This is a genomic window from Romboutsia lituseburensis (genome assembly GCF_024723825.1).
GTDB lineage: Bacteria > Bacillota > Clostridia > Peptostreptococcales > Peptostreptococcaceae > Romboutsia_F > Romboutsia_F lituseburensis_A.
In genome coordinates this window covers 2,011,221-2,029,337 of the sequence record NZ_JANQBQ010000001.1, presented here as the reverse complement: position 1 = coordinate 2,029,337, position 18,117 = coordinate 2,011,221, and the positions used below count along the sequence as shown (strand labels likewise).

General features: G+C 27.5%; 14 protein-coding genes. 13 read left to right on the top strand and 1 reads right to left on the bottom strand.

Annotated features, from left to right (window positions below):
- The first annotated feature begins 12 nt into the window (after positions 1-12).
- The 12 genes from pheT (at position 13) to NWE74_RS09700 (ending at position 13,843) form a co-directional block, all read left to right on the top strand.
- Positions 13-2,397, top strand: coding sequence for a phenylalanine--tRNA ligase subunit beta (gene pheT, locus NWE74_RS09755; protein WP_258242996.1), 2,385 nt, complete (start codon positions 13-15; stop codon positions 2,395-2,397).
- Between the two features lie 30 nt (positions 2,398-2,427).
- Positions 2,428-3,027, top strand: coding sequence for a cell division protein ZapA (gene zapA, locus NWE74_RS09750; protein WP_258242995.1), 600 nt, complete (start codon positions 2,428-2,430; stop codon positions 3,025-3,027).
- Positions 3,028-3,121: 94 nt separating this feature from the next.
- Entirely contained in the window at positions 3,122-5,533 is a 2,412-nt protein-coding gene (locus NWE74_RS09745) for a DUF3656 domain-containing U32 family peptidase (RefSeq protein WP_258242994.1), read from the top strand.
- 33 nt (positions 5,534-5,566) lie between these two features.
- Positions 5,567-6,139 carry an HD domain-containing protein gene (locus NWE74_RS09740; RefSeq protein WP_258242993.1) on the top strand — a complete coding sequence of 191 codons (573 nt, stop codon included), beginning with the start codon at positions 5,567-5,569 and terminating at the stop codon, positions 6,137-6,139.
- A gap of 225 nt (positions 6,140-6,364) precedes the next feature.
- Complete coding sequence (locus tag NWE74_RS09735) at positions 6,365-7,498, top strand: XRE family transcriptional regulator (protein WP_258242992.1); 1,134 nt, start codon at positions 6,365-6,367, stop codon at positions 7,496-7,498.
- A gap of 184 nt (positions 7,499-7,682) precedes the next feature.
- Entirely contained in the window at positions 7,683-8,399 is a 717-nt protein-coding gene (locus NWE74_RS09730) for a LytR/AlgR family response regulator transcription factor (protein WP_258242991.1), read from the top strand.
- Positions 8,400-9,710 (top strand): sensor histidine kinase, encoded by a 1,311-nt coding sequence (locus NWE74_RS09725; protein ID WP_258242990.1) that lies wholly within the window; start codon positions 8,400-8,402, stop codon positions 9,708-9,710.
- Between the two features lie 14 nt (positions 9,711-9,724).
- Positions 9,725-10,513 carry a YhfC family intramembrane metalloprotease gene (locus tag NWE74_RS09720; RefSeq protein WP_258242989.1) on the top strand — a complete coding sequence of 263 codons (789 nt, stop codon included), beginning with the start codon at positions 9,725-9,727 and terminating at the stop codon, positions 10,511-10,513.
- A gap of 41 nt (positions 10,514-10,554) precedes the next feature.
- The gene (locus tag NWE74_RS09715; RefSeq protein ID WP_258242988.1) at positions 10,555-10,962 is read left to right on the top strand and encodes a DUF3887 domain-containing protein; all 408 of its coding nucleotides are present in this window, start codon (positions 10,555-10,557) and stop codon (positions 10,960-10,962) included.
- Positions 10,963-11,053: 91 nt separating this feature from the next.
- Positions 11,054-11,926: a GNAT family N-acetyltransferase gene (locus NWE74_RS09710; protein WP_258242987.1), complete on the top strand. Its 873-nt coding sequence runs from the start codon at positions 11,054-11,056 to the stop codon at positions 11,924-11,926.
- 154 nt (positions 11,927-12,080) lie between these two features.
- On the top strand, positions 12,081-12,602 hold the full coding sequence (locus tag NWE74_RS09705; RefSeq protein ID WP_258242986.1) for a sigma-70 family RNA polymerase sigma factor: 522 nt from the start codon (positions 12,081-12,083) through the stop codon (positions 12,600-12,602).
- Between the two features lie 14 nt (positions 12,603-12,616).
- A complete protein-coding gene (locus NWE74_RS09700; RefSeq protein WP_258242985.1) occupies positions 12,617-13,843 on the top strand; it encodes a DUF4179 domain-containing protein in 1,227 nt (408 codons plus the stop codon).
- A gap of 78 nt (positions 13,844-13,921) precedes the next feature.
- Here the strand turns inward: NWE74_RS09700 and NWE74_RS09695 are convergent, their stop codons facing one another.
- Positions 13,922-15,373: an aminoacyl-histidine dipeptidase gene (locus tag NWE74_RS09695; RefSeq protein ID WP_258242984.1), complete on the bottom strand. Its 1,452-nt coding sequence runs from the start codon at positions 15,371-15,373 to the stop codon at positions 13,922-13,924.
- Between the two features lie 281 nt (positions 15,374-15,654).
- Here NWE74_RS09695 and NWE74_RS09690 point away from each other — a divergent pair, with 281 nt between their 5' ends.
- A complete protein-coding gene (locus NWE74_RS09690) occupies positions 15,655-18,033 on the top strand; it encodes an endonuclease MutS2 (protein ID WP_258242983.1) in 2,379 nt (792 codons plus the stop codon).
- Positions 18,034-18,117 lie beyond the last annotated feature (84 nt).

Genomic DNA, 18,117 nt, shown 5'->3' with positions numbered 1-18,117 from the left:
GAGGAGTTTAATATGTTAGTACCTGTAAAATGGCTTAGAGACTATGTAAATATAGATAAAGAAACACAAGAATTTGCTGATATGATGACTATGACAGGATCAAAAGTTGAAGCAGTAGAATTCTACGGAAAAGAAACAAATGGAGTTGAAGTATGTAAAATACTAGAAATAGAACAACATCCAGATGCAGATAGATTAAAAGTTACAAAGGTAGAAGTAGCAAATGGTGAAGTGCTTCAAATAGTAACGAATGCAACTAATATAAAAGTTGGAGATTATGTTCCTGTTGCTAGAATAGGCGCAGTACTTCCAGGAGACTTCAAAATAAAGAAAGGTAAGTTAAGAGGAGTATTATCAGAAGGAATGTTCTGTGGTGCAGAAGAATTAACTATACCAGATCAATATGTTGAAGATCATAAAAAAGATGGTATATATATATTAGATCATCAAGATTCATTTGAATTAGGGATGGATGTTAGAGATGTATTAGGTATCAACGATGCATTAATAGAATTTGAAATAACTTCAAACAGACCAGATTGTAGATCAATAATAGGTATAGCTAGAGAAGCTGCTGTTACTTTAGGAACAGATTTAAAATTCCCAGAGATAAAAGTTGATGGATCAAATGAAGAAATGCAATTTGAGATAGATATTCAAACTGACTTATGTAAGAGATACTGCGGTAAAGTTGTAAAAGATGTTAAAGTTGGACCATCTCCATACTGGATGCAAAGAAGACTTATAGAAGCAGGTATGAGACCTATAAATAATATAGTGGATATAACAAATTATGTTATGTTAGAACTTGGTCAACCTCTTCATGCATTTGATTTAGATGATATAAAATACAATAAAATGATAGTTAAATTAGCTCAAGAAGGTGAAAAGTTTACTACATTAGATGGTGTTGAAAGAACATTAACATCAGATATGCTAGTAATAGGAAACCAAGATAAGACATTAGACTTAGCTGGTATAATGGGTGGAGAAAACTCAGAAATAAAAGATGAAACAATATCGATATTCTTAGAAGGAGCAAGCTTTGCTAAGGAAAATATAAGAGCTACATCTAAGAAGTTAGGATTAAGAACTGAAGCATCTTCTAGATTTGAAAAAGGAATAGATGTTAATTTAACAGAAATGGCTGTAAATAGAGCTTGTCAGTTAATTGAAGAATTAGGATGTGGTACAGTATTAAATGGAATGCTAGATTACTATCCAACTAAAGAAGAAGTTCAAAAGGTAACAGTTAACCCACAAAGAATAAATAAATTATTAGGTGTTAATGTACCTATGGATCAATTTATAAACATATTAGAAAGATTAGAGTTTAAATGTAATTTAATAAGCTCTGATAAACTAGAATTAGAAGTACCGAGCTTTAGATTAGATATAACTGAAGATGCAGATATATTAGAAGAAATAGCTAGAATATATGGATATGAAAATATACCAGCAGCAGACTTAGAAGGAAATGCTACAGCTGGTGTAAAAACTGAAAATCAAAAATTCATGGATAAAGTAAAAGAAAACTCTATAGCATGTGGATTAAATGAAATATTAACATATTCATTTGTAAGTCCTAGAGGTGTAGATAAAATAAACTTACCAGAAAATGATGAGAAAAGAAGTTTTGTAAAAATAATGAATCCACTAGGAGAAGAAACTTCTGTAATGAGAACTACATTAATTCCTAATATGTTAAATGTATTATCTACAAATGTATCTCATAAAGTAGAGGAAGCTTATGCTTTTGAATGTGGAAATACGTTCACTCCTCAAAATGGATTACCAGTAGAGACTAAAAAATATTGCGTAGGAATGTATGGAAAAGAAGTTGATTTCTTCTCATTAAAAGGTATTGTTGAAACTATATTAAACAATGTAGGCTTAAAAGGATATGAAATTGAATCAGAAACTACAAACTCGACATTCCATCCTGGAAGATGTGCAAAAGTAGTGTATAATAATATATGTGTAGGTACTTTTGGTGAATTACATCCAGACGTTATAGAAAATTATAACTTAGGTCAAAGGGTTTATGTTGCAGAAATAAATGCAGATCTAGTATTTGAAAACATAACTTTAGTTAAGAGATATAGCGCATTACCAAAATACCCATCTACATCTAGAGATATAGCATTAATAGTTAAAGATGAAGTATTTGTTAAGCAAATAGAAGATATAATAAAGGCTAATGCATCTGATATATTAGAAAGTTACAAGTTATTTGACGTTTATAAAGGTTCTCAAATAGAAGAAGGACACAAGTCTATAGCTTACTCTATAACATATAGAAGTGCTGAAAAAACTTTAACAGATGAAGATGTAGCAAAAGTACACGATAAGATATTAAGTGAGTTAAGTGAAAAACTAAACGCAAACTTAAGATAAAACTAGCTAACGTAAGGGGTGTGTGTTAGTATGAATAAGGTTATGGTAAAAATCAACGGTAATGAATATCCGATGGTGGGCGAAAAATCAGAAAAACATATGTTAAGTGTTGCATCATATGTTGATAAAGAAATGACTAGGGTTAAGGAAGCAAATCCTAAGCTAAGTGCATCAATGGCAGCTATATTATCAGCAATAAATATAGCTGATATATTCTTTGAATGCTCTACAGAAAATGAAGATATAATAAAAGAAAATGAAGAGTTAAAAAGAAAAGTTGGAAATTCAGATGAAGAGCTTAAGATAGAAATGAGAAATTTACAAGCTGCTCTTCAAAGTAAAGACAAAGAAGAACAAGATTACCAAGCACAAATAGAGGACTTAAATAAGGTGATAGAAGAACAGAAGAAGCAAATAGAAGAATTAGGAAACAAAGTTGGTTCTTCTAATGGTGAAGTTGAAAACTATAAGACTCAAATAGAAGAGCTTAAAGAACAACTTACAGCATCTGAAGAAAAAGCAGAAGTTGCTCAAAAACTATCATCTAAGTTCCAAAATGATGCATATAAGATTCAGTTAGAAAAAATTGAGCTTGAAAATGAGGTTAAATACCTTAGAGCAATGAAATAATAAAAAATTAAGCCTTCAGGGGAACCTGAAGGTTTTAATTTTAATATTTAAGGATATTATAAATATAGGATAAATATTCCTTAAGGAGGATAAAATGAGAGACGTAGAATTATTGGCACCCGTTGGGTCGTTTGAGGCATTAAAAGCTGCTGTACAAAATGGAGCAAATGCTGTTTATTTAGGTGGTAAGGATTTTAGTGCTAGAGCATCAGCAAACAATTTTGATAGAGATGAATTAAGAGAAGCTGTAAAGTATGCACATATAAGAGATGTACAGGTATTTGTAACTGCAAATACTTTAATAAAACAAAATGAAATATATGATTTTATTGAGTACGCTAAGTTTTTATATGACATAGATATAGATGCAATAATACTTCAAGATATAGGAATGGCTAAGCTTATAAAATCAGAATTACCTGATTTTGAGATACATGCCAGTACTCAGATGGTAGCTCATTCTTTAGAAGATGTTAAGTACTTAGAATCAGTAGGATTTGATAGAGTAGTTTTAGCAAGAGAAGTTAAGATAGATGAAATTAAATATATATGTGATAATTGTAAAGCAGACATAGAAGTATTTGTACATGGTGCACTATGTGTGTGTTACTCAGGACAATGTTTAATGAGTTCTATGATAGGAAATAGGTCAGGAAATAGAGGTAGATGTGCTCAACCTTGTAGACAAAAATATGAGTTAATAGATGTTTATAATGGAGAAGTAATAAATAGCAATGGAGATTATTTATTAAGTCCAAGAGATTTGAATACAATTCAAGAAATAGATAAGGTAATAGATGCTGGGGTACATTCTTTAAAAATAGAAGGAAGAATGAAAAGACCAGAATATGTAGCAACTGTAATAGGAAGTTACAGAAACTCTATTGATGAGTATTTAGAGACGAATAAATTAAATGTTTCAGATGAAACAATGAGTGATTTATATACTATATTCAATCGAAAGTTTACTAAAGGGCTATTGCTTGGAGAAGTAGGAAAAGATGTAATGAATTCTGAAATACCAAATAACCAAGGTTTATACATAGGAAAAGTATTAGATCATAATAAAAGAACTAAAAGATTAAAAATAATGCTTGAAAATACTCTTAAAAAAGGTGATGGAATAAATCTAGGTGGAGGAACAATAGGAAGAATACTAAAAAATGGAGAACCTCACAATATAGGATACAAAGGGGAACTAATAGAATTAGACTTTGTTGGAGAAGCAAAAAGAGGACAAATAGTATTTAAAACATCTGATAGCGAGCTAATGGACAGAGTTCAATCAACATTTAAGCAAGATAAAGAACTTGTTAAAAGTATAATTGATGCTCAAGTAACTATAAAATTAGGTCAAAATCCAATTCTTACATTAAGTGATGAGAAAGGTAATTCTGCAACTATTGAAGGAGATAAAATAGTAGAAGAAGCTATGAAAGTTGCTTTAAACAAAGAAAAAATAGAGCAACAAATTCAAAAACTTGGAAATACACCATATGTGCTTAGAAATACTGATATTATATTAGATGATAATGTTAGTTTACCAATAAGTATACTAAATCAAATGAGAAGAGACTGTATAGAATTATTAAGTATAAAAAGAGTAAAAATAAAAAATAGAAACCACAAAAATAAAAAATTAAAATATAGTCCAATTAAAGTCAAAAGGGAACAATCTGAAAAAATATCAGCTAAAGTTAAAAATCTAGAGCAATTAGAAGGTGCCCTAGAATGTGGAATAGATACTATTTATTATGAAGATGTAATAACATTAGAAGAAGCATTAAAGTTAGGTATGAAGTTTAATGCTAATGTTATTTACTCAGCTCCTAGAATAATTAGACACAAAGAATATAAACAATTAGAAAAAGCAAATGATCTTGGATTAGGAGCTGTTCAAGTTGGAATATGGGGAGCTTTAGATTATTTTAAAAATAAAGAATTAAATATAGACTATTATTTAAACGCATTTAATAGTGAAACTATAAATTATTTTAAAGAGATTGGTGCTAAAAACTTATGTATATCTCAAGAGCTAAATATATATGAGATAAAAGAAACATTAAAATATACAGATATGAATATAGAAGCTGTAGTTTATGGATATGCTCCACTTATGATAACAGAATACTGTCCAATGGGTGTTATAGTTCGTGATTGTAAAAAGGATAAAAGAGCTGCTATATGTAAGCAAAGCACATATGCTTTAAAAGACTTTAAAGAAGAACAATATAGAATTTCACAAGATATATTCTGTAGAAGTACTATATATAACTCAAAGGTAACATGTATGTTAGATAATTTACAGGAACTAAATGAGATAGGAATAAACATATTCAGATTAGACTTTACATTAGAAGAAAAAGATCAAGTTAAGTCAGTGATAGAAGCATATCAAGAAGTATTAAAAAATGAATATAGATTAGGTGTTAAAGCTACTAAACTTTATAATGAGTTAGACAAAATAGGTGTAACAGCAGGACATTATTATAAAGGTGTAGAATAAAAATATAAGTATATTCAGGAGGTATTGGGAACAATGAGAGATCAAGCTGTTAAACTAGTAGATAAATACTTGCAAAGTGAGCATCTAATTAAACATTCTTATGCAGTAGAAGCTGTAATGAAAGCATTAGGAGAAAAATTAGAACCGCAAAAAACTGATGAATGGGCTATAGCTGGATTATTACATGATTTAGATTCAGATTTATTAGACTATAAAAATAATGCAGAAGAATCAAAATTACATGGAATAAAAACAGTAGAAATTTTAAAAAATGAAAATTTCGGAAATGAATACATATATCAAGCAATAAAAGCTCATAATGAAGATGAAAATGGAATTAAAAGAGAAAGTGTAATGGATAAAGCAATTTATGCAGCAGATCCTATAACTGGGTTTATAACTGCAATAGCTCTTGTATATCCAGATAAAAAATTAGCAAGTGTTAAAGTTAAGTCTGTTACAAAACGAATGAAAGAACTAAAATTTGCTGCTGGAGCTAATAGAGATGCAATGAGAAGTATCGAAGATTTAGGAATTCCTTTTTCTGAGTTTGCTCAATTATCTTTAGAGGCAATGCAAGGAATTAGTGACATACTAGGTCTATAATTGACTAGATTAATTAAATATGATATTATTATTCGCATAAATAAAAGCTAAATAATGCTCTGGGTACAATATATCCAGAGCATTTTAATTTTGAGCAACGGATATAACCGAATCGATAGCAAGGATTCTATCGTTGGCGATGTGAAGTATAGCGCCTACGTAGTGGCTTGAACAAAGTGAATTTTAAGCAACGGACACTATAAATTTGAAAGCGAGATTGATAATATGAGTAGAAAAAAAATATTCAACGGAAAAAGATTAAAAGCAGCTAGAATGTTTAGAGGGAAAACAATAGATCAATTAGCTGGTGAAACTAAAATAAATAAAAAAGATATAATTGCATTTGAGGAAGAAAAATATAAACCAGTGCCAGAGAATGAAATGAAATTATCAAATGCATTAAAATTCCCAAGAGATTATTTCTTCCAAAATGATAGTATAAAAGTAGTAGTTGAAAATACACATATAAGACCGGAGTCACCAATACCAAGAGTTGAAGAAATATCATACAAAGAAAAGATTGTTATGACTCATAAAATAATATCTTTTATAGAAAGTTATATACAGTTCCCAGCAATGAACTTACCAGATAATTTAGGTAAAAATGATGACATGGATACTTTAGCAACTAAAATGAGAAGACATTGGGGATTAAGTGATGGACCTATAGGAAATATGGTAACTTTATTAGAGGTTAATGGTATATCTATATCATCTATGAATGTAGAAAAAAGAGGAGCAGTATCATTTACTCAAAAACAAAGTATAGACAGAAACTCTAGATATTTAGTTTGTTTAGGGAATGATAGAAAGTCTGCTACAATAAGAAACTTTGACCTAGCATATGAATTAGCTTATATAGTTTCTGTTGAAGCGGGTATATCAGCTAAAAGATTTTCTAAAGAAGAATTTGCATGTGCATTCTTATTACCTAAAGAAACTTTCTTTGAGGACTTAGGTAAAGCACATGAATTAGAAGACTATGTTGAGCTTAAAAAGAAATGGATAGTTCCTATATCAGCAATGATATTAAGAGCATATCAATTAGAAGTGATAAACTATAAGAAGTACATGTATTTAATGAGAGAAATGGAAAAGCAAGGATGGTTAAAGAAAGAACCTTTAGATGAGAATATAAAAGCTACAAATCCTGCATTACTTAAAAAATCTGTGGAAATGTTAATAGATAATAACATAATGAGTGGAACTGAAGTAGTGGATAACTTAGCTAATTGTGGATTAAATCTATATCCAGATGATATAGAAAATTTACTTGGGCTAAAAGATAAAATGTTATCTCCAAAAAATAGTTCAAAAAGGGATAATGTAACAAAAGTAAACTTTAAAAAGAAAAAATAATATAAAAAACCACTTTATTTTAAATGAAGTGGTTTTTTTATATTTTTATGCTTAAGTCAAAATTAAATATTATATAAACTGTAAGTTATGTCTAGTTTGCTGTACTTTACACATGTTTATTGATACTCCAACTTATTAAATATATAATAAAATTAAGTAAATTTACTAAAAAAGGAAAATATAAATGTTAAAAATAGCTATATGTGACGATGAAATAAATGTATTAAATAAAGCAAAAGAGATAATAGAAAATTACAAGAATAAAGAAATTACTATAGAAACATATTGTAGTGGAGAGGCATTGATAGAAAACTATTCTAAATTAGACATATTATTTTTAGATATTGATATGAAAGGAATTAATGGAATAGAAACAGCTAAAATAATACGAGCAAAAGATAAACTTGTAAAAATAATATATGTGACTAATTATACTGACTATACATCTTCAGCATTTGGAGTACATGCATTTGGATATATATTAAAGCCGTTTGAGGAAAAAGATATACACCATCAGATAAATGAAGCAATATCATATATGTATGAGGAAATAGATGAAGTTTTAGAATTCAATACTACAGAAGGTATAGTTAGAGTTAATTTAAAAGATATATATTATTTTGAATATAAGCTAAGAAAAGTACTAATGAAGACAAAAGATTATACATATACAATAAAACAAAAAATATCAGATATTGCAAATAGGATGGAAGAGTATGATTTTACAATACCTCATAAAAGTTTTGTTATAAGTCTTTATAATGTGAAATCAGTAAAAGGATATGATGTGCATATGATGGATGGTAGTATGATTCCGCTATCACAGAAAAAATCTACTCAATTTAGACAAAATTTAAATAGTTATCTCAGCAATAAGATAGAAAAAAGCAAAAGGGGGTAGATGAATATAGAGAATTATATAAATACAATTGCATTTGTTTTGTTACCTATGTTAGGTAATATATTTTTTACATATATATGTTTTTATTTTATGGGAAAAGTAGAAAAAAATATTTATAAAAAGAAAAGCGCTTATATTTTAGTATATTTAATTTTTACAATAATAGTTTCAGCTGTATCCTTATTAGGGAATGGATTGTTAAATTTATTAACAATAACAATAGGTACTATTTTAGTAGGTAGCTATTACTATAATAACTCCAGAAAATATAAAATATATTATATTGCATTTTCTGTGTGTTTGTTTATATGCGATATACTTGCGACAGGAATAATCACAATAGTAATATCTTTATTAAATATACACATTCAAAATATAGCATATTATCAAATTGTGTTAGTAATTTCAATAAGATTAATTGAATTTATATATTGTAAACTAGCTGTATTATTTATAAATAGAAGAAATGCAAGTAAATTAACGATAATGCAAACATTAGGATTTATAATCATACAATTATTTAGTCTCATATATATGTTTAGTTTATTTAGCTACATACAAATATTTTCTAGAATAGAAGATACGATTATACTGAATATTAATGTACTATTGATACTTATTATCAATGTGTATATTACTTATATGTTTGATAGCATTTCTAAAAAAAATATACTAGAGAATGAAGTTAATTTATATAAACAACAATCAGAACTTCAGTATAAATATTATGATAACTTAGAGAAAAAATATCAAGGATCAAGAAAACTTGCTCATGATATAAGAAACCATTTATATACAATAGAAGAATTGTATAAAATAAATGATACAAACTCAGCAAAAGAATATACAAATGATATACACAAAATGTTAAATGAGTTAAATCAAAGATATTATACAAGTAATAAAGTTTTAAATATTATTTTAAATGATAAATTTGATTATATAAAAGAAAAAGATATAGATATAATTTGTAGAATAGGTGATGTAGACTTAAGTTTTATAAGAGATATAGATATAACTACAATATTTGCAAATTTATTAGATAATGCCATTGAGGCTACATTAGAAATAGATAAAAATGCTTATATTAAGCTAGATATAAATAAATTCAATGAACTTTTAGTAATAAATATATCTAATTCTATAATTAATAAACCTATATATAAAAACAAAAAATTTAAATCGACTAAAGAAAATCATAACGGATTAGGTATTGAGAATATAAAAAAATCATTAGAAAAATATGATGGAACAATGATGATAGACTATAAAGAGGATGAGTTTAAAGTAAATATTGTAATACCAATATAAATTGGAGGTAGGTTATGATATCACAAGATATAATAATAAGTTTATCAATTAGTATAGCGATATGTTTTTTAGTTCCAATAGGAAGCTTTATATATTTTACAATAAAAGATAAGAAAGTACCAAAGTCATTTATTGTAGGATCTTTAGTATTTTTTATATCACAAATTTTAATTAGAATTCCAATATTAACATATATACTTCCTAATATGATTTGGTTTATAAAGCTATCAAATAATCCATATTTATATGGCATTTTTTTAGGATTAACAGCAGGCATATTTGAAGAAGTTGGGAGATTTATAGCGTTTAAATATATTTTAAAGAAAAATAATCGATGGATAGATGGTATTTCTTATGGATTTGGTCATGGAGGAATAGAAGCATTATTAATAACAGGGATATCATGTTTAAATCTTTTAGTAGCTTGTATTATGATAAATAATGGAAGCTTTGATGCTTTAATAAGTTCATCTAGTACAGTAACAGGTCAAACTTTATATAATCAATGTATTAATTTAACATCGACATCAGCATTACTAGGAGGTATAGAAAGAATATTTGCAATGATAATACACATTGGACTTTCTTTAATTGTTTTATATGGAGTTAGAAATAGAAAAATTATATATTTGTTGGTTGCCATATTAATACACACATTAGTCAATGCACCTATAGTAATATTACCTCAATTATTTAACGTAGGGACAATAGGATTAGAAATATATATTTTTATTTGTGCACTAGTGCTAGGAGTGTTTATATTATACTCTAAAAAATTATATAAAAAGGAAATTAATTTTTAATTTGATAATAAAAAAGGGAGATAAATAAAGGGGGAGCAAATATGAAAAAATTAAAAGTATTTTTATTAGCATTTTTAGTAGGGGTCATATTAGTAGGTTGCAGTAGTTCTAAGATAAGTGAGGATTTTGATGAAGCAGCATTAAAGACTGATGCTCAAAGTATAGTTCAGATGTTTTGTAATAATGAGTATGAAAGTGTAGTAGATAAGATGAGTGATAAACTGAAAGCTAAAATTACGGCAGGTCAGTTAAAAGAAGTATGGGAACCAATACAAAATACAATAGGAAAGTTTGATTCTGTTAATAAAGAGGGTGTTGTAGGAAACAATGATGATAATCAAGAAATGGCTACTGTAGTAGAGATTATAAAATGTGAAAAAGGTAAAGCTCAGTTTAAAATAACTTATAACAAAGATATGAAATTAGAAGGATTATATATAATAAATTAAGATAAAAGTAAATAAATACTATAATAAATTCCCTTATGCTATAATTTAATGAATATAGTATAGGGGATTTTTTATAAAGGGGAGAATAGAAGTGATAAAATCATACAGCAATTTAAATGAGCAAGAAATAAAAAAGGTATATGAATTTATGAAACTAGAAACAAACTTAATAAATTCAATTGATCAAATGAATGGAATGTTTAATGAGAATATATATGATTATGGAAAAGGAGTATTATTTTATTTTATAGAAACTGAAGTAGTAGCAAGTTTGTTCATAGTACTTGAAGTTGCTAAAAAATTAAAGACAGCATATATACACAAGGTAAGTATAAATAAAGAAATTCGAAACATAGAGACTATATTAGAACAATTGATAAAATATGCATCATCGGTAGCAAAAAATTATGAAGCTGAGGATATTAGAATTGGGATAAGTGATGGAGAAACTATCAAGATGGCAGAAAGGCTAAATTTAAAAATGGAATATAGATCTTTAGAAATGAAATTAAATGAAGTTGATAAAATACATGAAATATTAGATATAAAGTCATTAGATAAAGATAATAAAAATAGATACATTGAGATATATAATAAATCTTTTTCTGATATGCCTCATGGGACTATTGCTAATATAGAGGTTATTAATAACTTTTTAAGTGGCTGTAAAGAAGGTAATAAATTAGAATATAAATTTATTGTATGTGACGATGATTTAGAAATAGGATTTATGGAAGCCACAATTGAAAATGAAAGAGGCATATTTGATATAGGGTTATGTAAGGAATATAGAAAAAAAGGATATGGTAAAAGATTATTGGAAACTGCAATTCAGTTTTTAGTAGATAATAAAGCTCAAGAAATTTCATTAATTGTAATAGAACAAAATCAAGTAGCATACAAGATGTATCAAAAAAGAGGTTTTGAAATAAGCCATGTTATGGGTCACTGGGGTAAATTATAAAATTGTAAATACAAAAACAGAGTTTTATATACTGAGACTCTGTTTTTTTGAGCATAAATATAACTATAAAAAATTATAAAATTATTGATAGGATTTATATAAAAGGTACGTATTAGTTAATGTAAAAGCTTTTACAAGATAAGGAGGAACGGTTTTGGAGGATGAATTAATAATCAAATATATAAAAAAGAAAAAAGAAGTTGGAATGGAAATGCTTATAGATAAGTATAGGGGGCTTATAACGGCAGTAGTTAGGAAACATTTAGGAGTATTAAAAAATTATGAGGAAGAGTGTATAAGTGATGTATTTTTATCCGTATGGAACAATATAAAAACTTTTGATAAAAATAAAAATTCATTTAAGAATTGGGTTTGTGCAATTTCAAAATATAAATCAATAGATTATAAAAGAAAATATTTATCTAAGCTAGAAACTGTAGATATAAGTGAAGATATATGTTACATAGATAAAGAGTTAATTAAATCAGAGATAGATGAAGAAATAAAAGAAATACTAAGTCATTTAAATGCAAGAGATAAAGAATTGTTTATAAAACATTACTTAGAAGGAGAAGACCTAGAAGAGATAGCTATTAAAAATAATACAAAAGTATCTAATTTGTATAATAGACTATCTAGAGGTCGAAAGAAAATTAGAGAGAGTATATCTAAATAAGGATGGTGATATATATGAAAAATAAATTTGATATTTTCAATGATATAAAAATAGATACAGATGAATATGATGAAATAAAGTTTGATAACAATGATGAATTTAAAAATAAAATGAGAAATAAAATAAGAGAAAATAAACTATCTAGCAATAAAAAGAAAATGGCAGTAGCTAGTATTGGGGTATTAGTAGGCTCTATGATTATTGTAAGTGAACCAAGTTTAGCATATATAAGAAATATAGGAAAGCAGATAGAATATTTCTTTAATAGAGAAGAGAACACATTTAACGGATATAAAGTAGGATTGAATCAAGTAGTTGAGGACAAAGGTATAGAAATAGAATTAAAAGAAATAATGCTTGGAGATGGAGAGCTATTGTTAAGCTTAAAAGTTGACGATAGTAAACTAGACAAGGTATATCTAGGTATAGATAATTCTGAAGATGCATGGCCTCATTTATATCAGCCGAAAGTTCAAATAGGAGATTTAGTATTTACGAATACTGGTGGAGCTATGAGTGGAGAAGCTAATGATGATAATTCTAAAAACATGTTATTAACTTGTAAATTAGATAATCTAGATAAAAATAATTATGGAGAAACAGATATAGAGAATTTTGATTTAATAAGTAATCTAGATATAAATAAAAACTATGATATAAAAATCAATATAGATAAGATTGAATATGCATTAAATAAAGATGCTAAGTTGGAAAATATTCCAGAATATGTAGAGAAAAGTAATGTTCACGGTGGAGGTGTAAATACAGATACAGGTGAGTATTTTGAAACTAAAAATATAAATATAATAGGGAATTGGAGTTTTGAAACTACTATAAATACTAAAAAATTAGTTGATGATATTGAAATTTATAATGTTAATAAAAAGCTAAAAATAAAAGATAGATATACTGATATAGATGTATTTATAGAAGAAGTGAGGGTATCTCCTACTAAAATAAAAATTAAACATAGTTTCAAGGTTAATAAAAATATAAATAAAGATGGAGGACACGACCCTAAGTTTTTAGAGTTCATAGTAAAAGGGGAAAATGGTGAAAATATAGAAATTAAAAGTTGTGTGGATTTAAATTCTAATCGTGAATCTATATATGCTGAAGGTGAGTTAAGTAGCAATATAAAAGACATAAAGATAATACCAGTAATAGAGGACTGGGGTAAAAAATTTAATCATACTAAAAAATTTAATGATCAATCTATAAGTATAAAACATAAAAATTAAATTAATTTAAAATAAAAAATAGTAAGGAATATTCCTTACTATTTTTTGTTCAAAATGTTTCACAACAAACATTAAATATTAATGTTGATTCATAGATTTTAATATAGCAACTAAGTAGTTCCAAGTATTTTCAGTAGAAGAAATACTTAAGTGCTCATTAGGTGTATGAACTTCATACATGTTAGGTCCAAGAGATATAGCTTGAGCATGAGGCATCTTGTCTAATAATAATCCACATTCAAGTCCTGCATGTAAAGCTTTTATAACAGGTTTTTTACCAGTTAATTTTTCGTAAGTATCAACACATATATCTTCTAGCTTAGAACCTTTGCAGTATTCCCAAGCTGGATAATCACTTTCTAATTCGAATTTACCACCTAAAGTAGTTGCTAATAAGTTCATTTTATTAGTTATATCTTCTTTTAAAGTACCAACAGAACTTCTAACAGCACATTCAAAAGTGATTTCGTTGTCAGTAGTTCTAACAACACCTACGTTAGTAGAACTTTCAACAAGATCTTCTATATCCATACTCATAGTTTGAATTCCATTTGGTATTAAATTTATTGCTTTTATATAATTATCTTTAGATTCTTTAGTAAGTACTTTATCAGCAGTAGTTTCTAAACATTCTACAACTAATCCTGGATCAGAAGTACTAAATTCATGTTTGAACTCAGCTGATATTTTTTCTACACATTCTTTAACTCTGCTTACATCATTTTTATCAACTAATATAACAGCTTCAGATTCACGAGGGATTGCATTGTTTTTAGATCCACCTTCAACTTTAGCTAAGTCAAAGTCAACACATAATAAATTTAAAAGTCTACCTATTAATCTATTAGAGTTAGCTCTTTGTTTTATTATATCCATACCTGAATGTCCACCAAGTAAACCTTTTACCTCAATTAATAAAGCTTGCTTATTAGCATCTGCATTAGTAAATTCAGCATTTAATTTAGTCCAGCCAGTAACTCCACCAGCACAACTTACAAGTAAAAATCCTTCTTCTTCTGAATCAAGATTTATTATGTATTTTCCTTTAAGTATAGAACCATCAAGAGCCATAGCTCCAGTCATACCAGCTTCTTCATCAGTAGTAACTAAAAGTTCTAAAGCAGGATGTTCTACATCAGTAGATGCAAATACTGCCATACCCATAGCAACTGCTATACCATTGTCAGCACCAAGAGTTGTTCCTGTTGCATATATCATATCGCCATCTACTCTTAATTTTATAGGATCTTTAGTGAAATCATGTTGAGTGTCTTTATTTTTTTCACATACCATATCCATATGTCCTTGAAGTATTACTCCAGGGCAATTTTCATAACCTTTAGTAGCAGGTTTTCTTATTACTATATTTAGGGCATCATCTTGGATTGTTTCTAAACCTAACTTTTCTCCAAATGATTTTAAATAATCGCTTATAGCTTTTTCATTTCCAGAACCACGAGGTATTTGAGATATTTCCTCAAAGTAATTTAATACAAGTTCTGGTTTTAAGCCTTTTAATACGTTTTCCATAAATACAACTCCTTTTATTAATGATTAAAGTAGATTAAGACAACTATTTTAAGTGCATAATATACAAAAAATACATATTACTAATTTATGATGTATTTTATTATTAGTATACTATTTTTATAATAATATACAAGAACAAGTTTGTTAAAATTTAGAGAAGTTTTTATAGTACAAACAAACTATGATTATGTATAATATATAAATAGCTACATAAATAGTATAATACAAATATACTCAAAAAACACATCATAATAACAAATAGATATTTAAAAGGAGGAATCATGAATCCGAAAGCATTAAGAGTTTTAGAATTCAACAAAATAATAGATCTATTGAAGAGCAAAGCCTCATCTTCATTAGGTATGAGATATATAGAAAAGCTAACACCAAGTTCAGACTATAATGAAGTTAAATCTTCATTAGAAGAAACTAGTGAAGCTCAGGCTATCCTTATAAAAAGAGGTGGAATTGGTTTACAAGGCATATATGATATAGAAGATAAAGCTAAAAGAGCTAATGTAGGGTCTTCATTAGATCCAGGTAGTTTAATAATGATTGCAGATACTTTAAGAGTTGCTAGAATATTAAAAAATAACTTATCTTCTTCTGAAGAAGAGGATTTTAATTTTCCAATAATTCAGTCATTATCAAATTCTTTATATACTTATAGAGATATTGAAGATGCCATATTCAATGCAATTATAAGTGAAGTAGAAATATCAGACAATGCATCTAGCACACTTAGAGATGTTAGAAGAAGAATAGTTCAAAAAAATCAATCAATAAGATCGAAATTAAATTCAATAATATCATCTACTACATATCAGAAATATTTACAAGATGCAATAATTTCAGTTAGAGGAGATAGATTTGTTGTACCTGTAAAAGCTGAATATAGATCACAAGTTTCAGGTATAGTTCATGATCAATCTTCTTCAGGAGCTACATTATTTATAGAGCCAATGAGTATAGTTGATATGAATAATGAATTAAGACAATTAAGATTACAAGAACAAGAAGAAATAGAAAGAATTTTAGCAGAATTATCTGCTATGGTTGGTGAAATTTGTGAGGAATTACTTTCAAATCAAGAGATATTAGGTAGGTTAGATTTCGCTTTTGCTAAAGGGAAACTATCTATTCAAATGAAGGCTGTAGAGCCTACATTAAATGAAGATAAATATATAAATATAAAAAATGGAAGACATCCATTGCTTGAAAAAGATAAGGTTGTCCCTAATACTGTATATCTTGGTAGGGAATTCCATACATTAGTAATAACAGGTCCAAATACAGGTGGTAAAACTGTAACAATTAAAACTGTTGGATTATTTGCACTTATGACTCAAAGTGGATTACATATACCAGCTGATTTTGGAAGTAGTATGTGTGTTTATGATAATATATTTGCAGATATCGGTGATGAACAAAGTATAGAGCAAAGTTTATCAACATTCTCATCTCATATGACAAATATAGTTTCTATATTAAAAGATGTTACTGAAGATTCATTAGTTATATTTGATGAATTGGGAGCAGGAACTGATCCTATAGAAGGTGCAGCATTAGCTATAGCTATACTTGAAGATGTTCATATGGCAGGCGGTAAATGTATAGCAACTACACATTATAGTGAGATTAAAAACTATGCTCTTACAAAAGATGGAGTAGAAAATGCTGCTGTTGAATTTGATTTAGATACTTTAAGCCCAACATATAGATTACTTATAGGTGTACCTGGTAAGTCTAATGCATTTGAAATATCTCAAAAACTAGGATTAAGTGATTATGTAATAACAAGAGCTAAAGAGTTTATAAATACTGATAACATAGCACTAGAAGACGTCCTTCAAAATGTTGAGAAAAATAGAATTAAAGCAATAGAAGAAAGAGAAGAAGCTGAAAAGCTAAAATTAGAAATTGAGAGACTTAAAAATGAATATGATGAAAAAATTTCTAAAATAACAACTCAAAAAGAAAAAATAATGGAACAAGCAAGACAAGAGGCATTTAGAGTAACTAGACAAGCTAAAGAAGAAGTTGATAACATAATAAAAGAACTTAGAGCATTAGAAGAAGAGAAAGCATCTAAAGAAAAGAATCAAAAAATAGAAGCTCTTAGAAAAGAACTATCAAGTTCTATGGGAAGTTTACAACCAACTGTAAAAAGTATGATAGTGCCTAAGGTTGCTAATAAAGAAATAAAAGATTTAAAAGCAGGAGAAGAAGTAAAAGTTATAACATTAAATCAACAAGGTACTGTAGTGTCTGTGGATAAAAACAAAAAAGAAGCTGTAGTACAAATTGGTATAATGAAAATGAACTTACCATTTAAATCTTTAAAGAGAATTAAGAAAGATGTTAAAACTACAGTTACAAAATCAACAAGGAATATAATTAAATCTAAATCAGGAAGAGTTAAGAGTGAAGTAGATTTAAGAGGTATGAATCTAGAAGAAGCAATTATGGAAGTAGAAAAGTATTTAGATGATGCATATGTAGCAGGATTAGAATCAGTTACAGTAATACATGGAATTGGTACTGGAGTGTTAAAGTCAGGTTTACAAGATATTTTAAAGCGTAACAGACATGTAAAATCTCAAAGAGGTGGTCAATATGGTGAAGGTGGAGCTGGAGTAACCATAGTTACATTAAAATAAGCTATTTATAAATACTAAGTTATAGTGGTAAAATTAAAAAAGAATTTTACTGCTATAACTTAAATAATGTTAAATACTATTAAG

Coding starts and splice junctions, on each gene's coding strand:
- pheT (WP_258242996.1), top strand. CDS start 13: ATGTTAGTACCTGTAAAATGGCTTAGAGACTATGTAAATATAGATAAA.
- zapA (WP_258242995.1), top strand. CDS start 2,428: ATGAATAAGGTTATGGTAAAAATCAACGGTAATGAATATCCGATGGTG.
- NWE74_RS09745 (WP_258242994.1), top strand. CDS start 3,122: ATGAGAGACGTAGAATTATTGGCACCCGTTGGGTCGTTTGAGGCATTA.
- NWE74_RS09740 (WP_258242993.1), top strand. CDS start 5,567: ATGAGAGATCAAGCTGTTAAACTAGTAGATAAATACTTGCAAAGTGAG.
- NWE74_RS09735 (WP_258242992.1), top strand. CDS start 6,365: ATGAGTAGAAAAAAAATATTCAACGGAAAAAGATTAAAAGCAGCTAGA.
- NWE74_RS09730 (WP_258242991.1), top strand. CDS start 7,683: ATGTTAAAAATAGCTATATGTGACGATGAAATAAATGTATTAAATAAA.
- NWE74_RS09725 (WP_258242990.1), top strand. CDS start 8,400: ATGAATATAGAGAATTATATAAATACAATTGCATTTGTTTTGTTACCT.
- NWE74_RS09720 (WP_258242989.1), top strand. CDS start 9,725: ATGATATCACAAGATATAATAATAAGTTTATCAATTAGTATAGCGATA.
- NWE74_RS09715 (WP_258242988.1), top strand. CDS start 10,555: ATGAAAAAATTAAAAGTATTTTTATTAGCATTTTTAGTAGGGGTCATA.
- NWE74_RS09700 (WP_258242985.1), top strand. CDS start 12,617: ATGAAAAATAAATTTGATATTTTCAATGATATAAAAATAGATACAGAT.
- NWE74_RS09695 (WP_258242984.1), bottom strand. CDS start 15,373: ATGGAAAACGTATTAAAAGGCTTAAAACCAGAACTTGTATTAAATTAC.
- NWE74_RS09690 (WP_258242983.1), top strand. CDS start 15,655: ATGAATCCGAAAGCATTAAGAGTTTTAGAATTCAACAAAATAATAGAT.